Origin of the sequence: Mesorhizobium sp. M7A.F.Ca.CA.002.05.1.1 (assembly GCF_003998335.1) — a bacterium.
Taxonomy (GTDB): Bacteria; Pseudomonadota; Alphaproteobacteria; order Rhizobiales; family Rhizobiaceae; genus Mesorhizobium.
On sequence record NZ_RZQI01000354.1, the window covers coordinates 1 to 5,722 of the forward strand.

At 63.1% G+C, this 5,722-nt stretch carries 6 protein-coding genes and 2 pseudogenes; 7 read left to right on the forward strand and 1 reads right to left on the reverse strand.

The window, feature by feature from the left end:
- From EN939_RS18405 to EN939_RS18435, 7 genes and pseudogenes are all read left to right on the forward strand, one after another.
- Nucleotides 1-193, forward strand: a pseudogene (locus EN939_RS18405) (ABC transporter substrate-binding protein); the annotation flags it as partial.
- A 7-nt stretch (nucleotides 194-200) separates the two neighbouring features.
- Complete coding sequence (locus EN939_RS18410; RefSeq protein ID WP_127269148.1) at nucleotides 201-1,160, forward strand: ABC transporter permease; 960 nt, start codon at nucleotides 201-203, stop codon at nucleotides 1,158-1,160.
- Nucleotides 1,157-2,044: an ABC transporter permease gene (locus EN939_RS18415; RefSeq protein WP_127269149.1), complete on the forward strand. Its 888-nt coding sequence runs from the start codon at nucleotides 1,157-1,159 to the stop codon at nucleotides 2,042-2,044. Before EN939_RS18410 ends, EN939_RS18415 begins: the two co-directional genes overlap by 4 nt.
- Before the next feature lie 70 nt (nucleotides 2,045-2,114).
- On the forward strand, nucleotides 2,115-3,137 hold the full coding sequence (locus EN939_RS18420; RefSeq protein ID WP_164748804.1) for an LLM class flavin-dependent oxidoreductase: 1,023 nt from the start codon (nucleotides 2,115-2,117) through the stop codon (nucleotides 3,135-3,137).
- Between the two features lie 42 nt (nucleotides 3,138-3,179).
- Nucleotides 3,180-3,827 (forward strand): ThuA domain-containing protein, encoded by a 648-nt coding sequence (locus tag EN939_RS18425; RefSeq protein WP_127269151.1) that lies wholly within the window; start codon nucleotides 3,180-3,182, stop codon nucleotides 3,825-3,827.
- 59 nt (nucleotides 3,828-3,886) lie between these two features.
- Complete coding sequence (locus tag EN939_RS18430; RefSeq protein ID WP_127269152.1) at nucleotides 3,887-4,231, forward strand: hypothetical protein; 345 nt, start codon at nucleotides 3,887-3,889, stop codon at nucleotides 4,229-4,231.
- Between the two features lie 93 nt (nucleotides 4,232-4,324).
- Complete coding sequence (locus tag EN939_RS18435; protein WP_127269153.1) at nucleotides 4,325-4,738, forward strand: hypothetical protein; 414 nt, start codon at nucleotides 4,325-4,327, stop codon at nucleotides 4,736-4,738.
- A 10-nt stretch (nucleotides 4,739-4,748) separates the two neighbouring features.
- Here the strand turns inward: EN939_RS18435 and EN939_RS18440 are convergent.
- Nucleotides 4,749-5,722: pseudogene (locus EN939_RS18440) on the reverse strand (amidase family protein); the annotation flags it as partial.

Below are 5,722 nucleotides of genomic sequence, written 5' to 3' on the forward strand. Positions count from 1 at the left end.
CTCGAAGGCGCGTGATCTGCAGGCACAGCGCCTCGTTGCCGGCAAGATCCAGACCTTGCTGCTCGACGAGACGCCGGCGATCATCAGCTACTTCTCGCAATACAGCCGGATCGTCAGCTCGAAGGTCGAGGGCGTCCGCTTCACCGCGATCTCGCATCTGCTGCTCGATCGCGTTTCCTTCGTCCAGGCATGATCGCGACATGCTGACCGGTCGCATTCTGTCAGCGCGTCTGGGCACACTTGTCCTCACGCTGTGGCTGGTCAGCATCCTGGTGTTCTTCGCCGGGCAGGTCCTGCCCGGCGATGTCGGCCGTGTGATGCTCGGGCCTTTTGCCGATGCGCAGGCGGTGGCGGAACTGAACAAGCGGCTGGGCGCCGATCAGCCGGTTCTCGTCCAGTACTGGCTCTGGTTCAGCAAGGCCGTCACCGGTGACTTCGGCACCTCGCTGTCGATGCGCGGGCCGGTGGCGCCCTTCGTGCTGGAAAGCCTCAAGCGCTCCGCCGCCCTTGCCGGCATTATTCTGATTTTTCTCATTCCGCTGGGCGTTGGTGCCGGCGTCGTTGCCGGTCTCAATGCGGGCCGCTTGATCGACCGGCTGATCGTGATGGCAGGCGTCTCCTTCGGCATTGTGCCTGATTTCGTTTCTGGCCTGATGCTGCTCATCGTTTTCGGCCTGTGGCTGAACTGGTTCCCGATCTCCGGTGTTGCGCCCGATGGCGCGGGCTTCTGGACGCATGGCTATTATCTGATCCTGCCGGCGCTGCCGCTGGTGCTGAACCTTGCCGGCTACATCGCCCGGATGACGCGGGCAGGGGTGATCGAGGCAATGGCCGCCGATTATACGCGCACCGCCGTCCTGAAAGGGCTCGAGCGGCGCGAGATCATCTTTCGGCACGTGCTGCGCAACGCGCTGACGCCGACCATCGCGGTGCTGGCGACGCAGACCGGCTACATGCTTGGCGGGCTGGTGGTGATCGAGGCGCTGTTCGGCATCCAGGGGCTTGGCAATCTGGTTCTGAATGCGGCCAAGGCACGCGATTTCCCGATGCTCGAGGCCGGCGTGCTGGTGATGGCGGCAATCTTCGTGCTGTCGGCGGCGGCCGGCGACCTCGTACTGGCGCTGCTCGATCCGCGGCAACGCCGCCGGACCTCGCCATGACAGATCTGGCGGAGTTTCCCGCACCACCGCGCTCCGTGGCCGGCTTTCCGGCAGTGCGCCGGATCCGCAGTGCTTTCGCCGGATTGCCGCCGTCGGTCGTGGTCGGATCGCTGCTGCTTCTGTTCTGGGTCGTGTGCGCCATAGCAGGCAACCTCTTCGTTCCCTACGATCCCTATGCCGAGGATTTCCTGGCGATGCTGACGCCGCCCGACGCGCTGCACTGGTTCGGGACCGATCAGCTCGGCCGCGACGTGCTGTCCCGCATAGTCGTCGGATCGCGCGACATCCTGCTGGTTGCGCCGCTGGCGACGCTGGCCGGTGTCGCCGCCGGCAGCATCATCGGGTTGGTGCTCGGCTATTTCGACGGCCTGGTCGATGCCATCGGCGCGCGGCTGCTCGATACGCTGATGGCGTTTCCGTTCATCGTTCTCGTCACCATGACGCTGGTGGCCATCGGCCCGTCCAATGTAACGGTCATCCTGGTGATCGGCATCGCCTACGCGCCGCTGGTGGCGCGCACCGTCCGCGCCGCCGTGCGCGAGCAGAAGGAGCGCGACTATGTCAGCGCTGCGCGGCTTGGCGGCGAGGGCCCGCTCGCCATCATGTTTCTGGAGATACTGCCCAACATCAGGGAAACGATCTTGATCGAGCTGGTCACAAGGCTGGGCTACGCGTTCTTTTCGATCGCGACGCTGAGCTTTCTCGGCCTCGGCATCCAGCCGCCATCGGCCGACTGGGGACTGGCTGTCGCCGACGGCTATGGCTTCCTGACCGGCGGCAAATGGTGGGTCGTCGTCTTCAATTCCGCGGCAATCGTCTCACTGGTCATGGCGACCAACCTGATCGCGCAAGGCATCGGCGCGTTTGAAAATAGCGATGCATGAGCCTGGATTGGGCGCGTCGAAAAATCTCTTTTGCATTGAAGCCTGACGCGCATCCTTATATCGCATGGCTATGAAGAAAATCGGTTTCCTGTCGTTCGGGCACTGGACGCCCTCGTCGCAATCGCAAGTGCGCTCGGCATCGGACGCGCTTTTGCAATCCATCGAGCTGGCGATCGCCGCCGAGCAACTGGGGGCGGATGGGGCCTATTTCCGCGTGCATCATTTCGCCCGCCAGCTCGCTTCGCCGTTCCCGCTGCTGGCGGCAGTCGGAGCCAAGACCAGCCGCATCGAGATCGGCACCGCCGTCATCGACATGCGCTACGAGAACCCGCTCTACATGGCCGAGGACGCCGGTGCTGCCGACATCATCGCCGGCGGCCGCCTGCAGCTCGGCATCAGCCGCGGCTCGCCCGAGCAGGTGATCGATGGCTGGCGCCATTTCGGCTATGCGCCGCCGGAAGGCCAGAGCGACGCCGACATGGCGCGGCATCATGCCGAGGTCTTCCTCGAGACGCTGCGGGGCGAGGGGTTCGCCCAGCCCAATCCACGTCCAATGTTCCCCAATCCGCCCGGCCTCTTGCGCCTCGAGCCGCATTCGGAGGGTTTACGCGAGCGGATCTGGTGGGGTGCTGCCACCAACGCCACGTCGGAATGGGCGGCCAAGCTCGGCATGAACCTGCAGAGCTCGACGCTCAAATTCGACGAGAGCGGCAAGCCGTTCCACATCCAGCAGGCCGAGCAGATCCGCATCTACCGCGAAGCCTGGAAAGCGGCCGGTCACAAGCGCGAGCCGCGCGTCTCGGTCAGCCGCAGCATCTTCGCGCTGGTCGACGATCGCGACCGTGCCTATTTCGGCCGCGGCAATGAGGGCCGCGACCAGATCGGCTTCATCGAGGAGAACACCAAGGCGATCTTCGGGCGCAGCTATGCGGCCGAGCCGGATGTGCTGATCAAGGAATTGGCGCAGGACGAGGCAATCGCCGAGGCCGACACGCTGCTGCTCACCGTTCCGAACCAGCTCGGCGTCGACTACAATGCGCATGTCATCGAGGCGATCCTGACCCATGTCGCGCCGGCGCTGGGCTGGCGCTGACGCCAGATAGATCGAAGCGGAGTGCTCCAAGGGAGGGACACCATGCCAAAGAAGGCCTTGATCGCTTGGGGCGGCTGGGAGGGCCACACGCCGGAGCAGAGCGCGAAGGTCGTTCGCACCTTGCTTGAGCGAAACGGCTTCGACGTCACGCTGGGTGAGGGCACGGCGATGTTCGCTGATCCGGAGCTTGCTTCCTTCGATCTCATCGTGCCCGTCATCACGATGTCGACGATCGAAAAGGCCGAGCTGCAGAACCTGATGCATGCGGTTCGCGGGGGGAGCGGACTCGGCGGCTTCCACGGCACGATGGGCGACAGTTTCCGCAATGAGCCCGACTATCAGTTCATGACCGGCGGCCAATGGGTGGCGCATCCCGGCAACATCATCGACTATACTGTCGCGATCACCAGGCCGGACGAGCCGATCACATCGGGCATCAGCGATTTCGCCTACCGGTCGGAGCAGTATTACATGCATGTCGACCCGAGCAACGAAGTGCTGGCGACCACCACCTTCACCGACGCGCATTTTCCTGGGATAGGCGGCGTCGTCATGCCGGTCGTCTGGAAACGGCGCTATGGGGCGGGGAAGGTTTTCTACAGTTCCCTTGGTCACACTGCGGATGAGTTCGCGGTGCCGGAAATGGCGCTGATGGTGGAGCGGGGTTTGCTTTGGGCGGCTCGGGGGTAGCAGCAGGCGAAGTTCGTGAAAATCTGGTGGAATTCACAGGACATCTACGGAGATATCCAGTGAACGATTTCAGTTGGTCCGCTTCCGAAAAGAAGCTCGCCCGCCACGCCTTCGATAAGGCTCTTGAGGCGGCCCTCGCAAAGACGATGGCCGAATTCAAGAGCAAGGCCAGTGCGGTGACGGTTCCCTCCCAGATGTGGGAGCTGGAAGCCTATTTGCGTGAACAGCGGCGGGATATCGATCGGACGTTCGACTACCGCTATTCGCAGCTCCTTTATGTCTTCGCTCATCTCATCCGAGCAGGCTACCTCGATGAAAAGCTGCTTGCCGGTCTGGCGCAAGACAAATTGGACGCCATTCGGCGGGACCTTGCCTTTGCGGCGGGACGCCCGGCCAGCGGATGACGACGGGAGGGAGTGCGGCCGTCCCAATCCCTGCCATGCTGGAAAAGCGGCCGTTGTCGTACTACCATCCCGTCACATGGCGAGGGGGATGAGATGGACCATCAGCGTACTGTTTTTCTGATCGGCGCAGGTTCCGTTGGTGACGACGAGCAAGCTGTGTTCACGCTGCACGTGAACGGCGCTGCCTGCAATTTGAAATGCAGTTATCGGGACAAGGTGATCGAGGCAGAAGAGGAAGACTTTTTCGAGGCTCTGTTCCAAATCCGTCAGGCACTCGAAGTCGATGGCCTGCTACCCTTCTGTTACGGAGCAAGCGCCAATGTTTATCCGGAAAATACCGTGATGGAGAAAAGTCGCGGATTGATAGCCTGCAAGGTGAAGACGGGGCGATTTCCGCAAGAGAGCGATCTGGTCGACATATTTGATGATGGCGTCGACGTGGTTCCGGTTTTCGTCCATATGCAGCAGGAATTTTGGGAAGAATGGCTGACTTCGCTGCCTTCCTAGCGGCTGGCGTTCATCCAATCCCTCCGGTTACCAGATAGGCGCCGGCGCTGCGCCCATCCTCCAGCCGCACAATAGCCGTCACGATCGAGCCATACGAGCCACGCCAGACGCTGTGGAACCGCTGGTGCTCTGCGGCCGGAACCAATGCCTGTCCACAGGAGCGCGCTCCGCTTCGCTGCATCGCGACAGGCTCGCCGTTGACATGCACCTTGACACTGGCGTTTTCCGCCTCGGCGTCGATCGGCAGTTCGAGCGTGATGGTGATCTCGTCCTGATCGCCCGTCGTGCGCGTCTCGGCGGCAAGCGCGATGACGAGCGGAGGTGCCTTGCCGTCACCGGTTTGCGTGGGCCGGCGGGAAAATACATCTTCAGTCAGTTCCGGCGTGCGTGGGGGCAGGGTGCGGCGCCGGGTCGACTGTTCGAAATCGCCGGCCATGCGCAACAACCTGACATCATCATAGGCCTTGCCGGCGAAAGTCAGGCCGACCGGCATGCCGATATCGGCCATGGTTCCCATCGGCACGGTGACGGTGGGGATGCCGAAATGGCGCCAGACCAGATTGCCGTTGGCGACCCAGGTGCCATTGCGCCAGGCAAGGGCGGCGGACGCCTCGTCGATGTCTGCATCGGCCGGTCCGACATCGGCGGCCGCGGGCAGCACCACGGCGTCGATGCCATGGGCGTCCAGCCAGTCCTCGAAATCGATCCGCCTTGTCGCTTCGAGGCCCTTCAGGCCTTCTTCAATCGTCGGGATTTCCGTGACGGGCGTGACGCCGGACCGCGCCCGCTCGACATATTCCCTCAGGTCGAAGCCGCCCTCATAGCGGTCGGGCAGCGTGCCCGGCGGCTGCGGGAAGATCTTTGGGCCGTCGACCGAGACGAGATCGGGCAAAGACGGGTCGGCATTGGCGCGCAAAAAGTCGTCCCAGCCCCAGATGCAGAGATCCCAGAGTTCGCGCTCGGCGAACTCTTGGGGCATCAGCC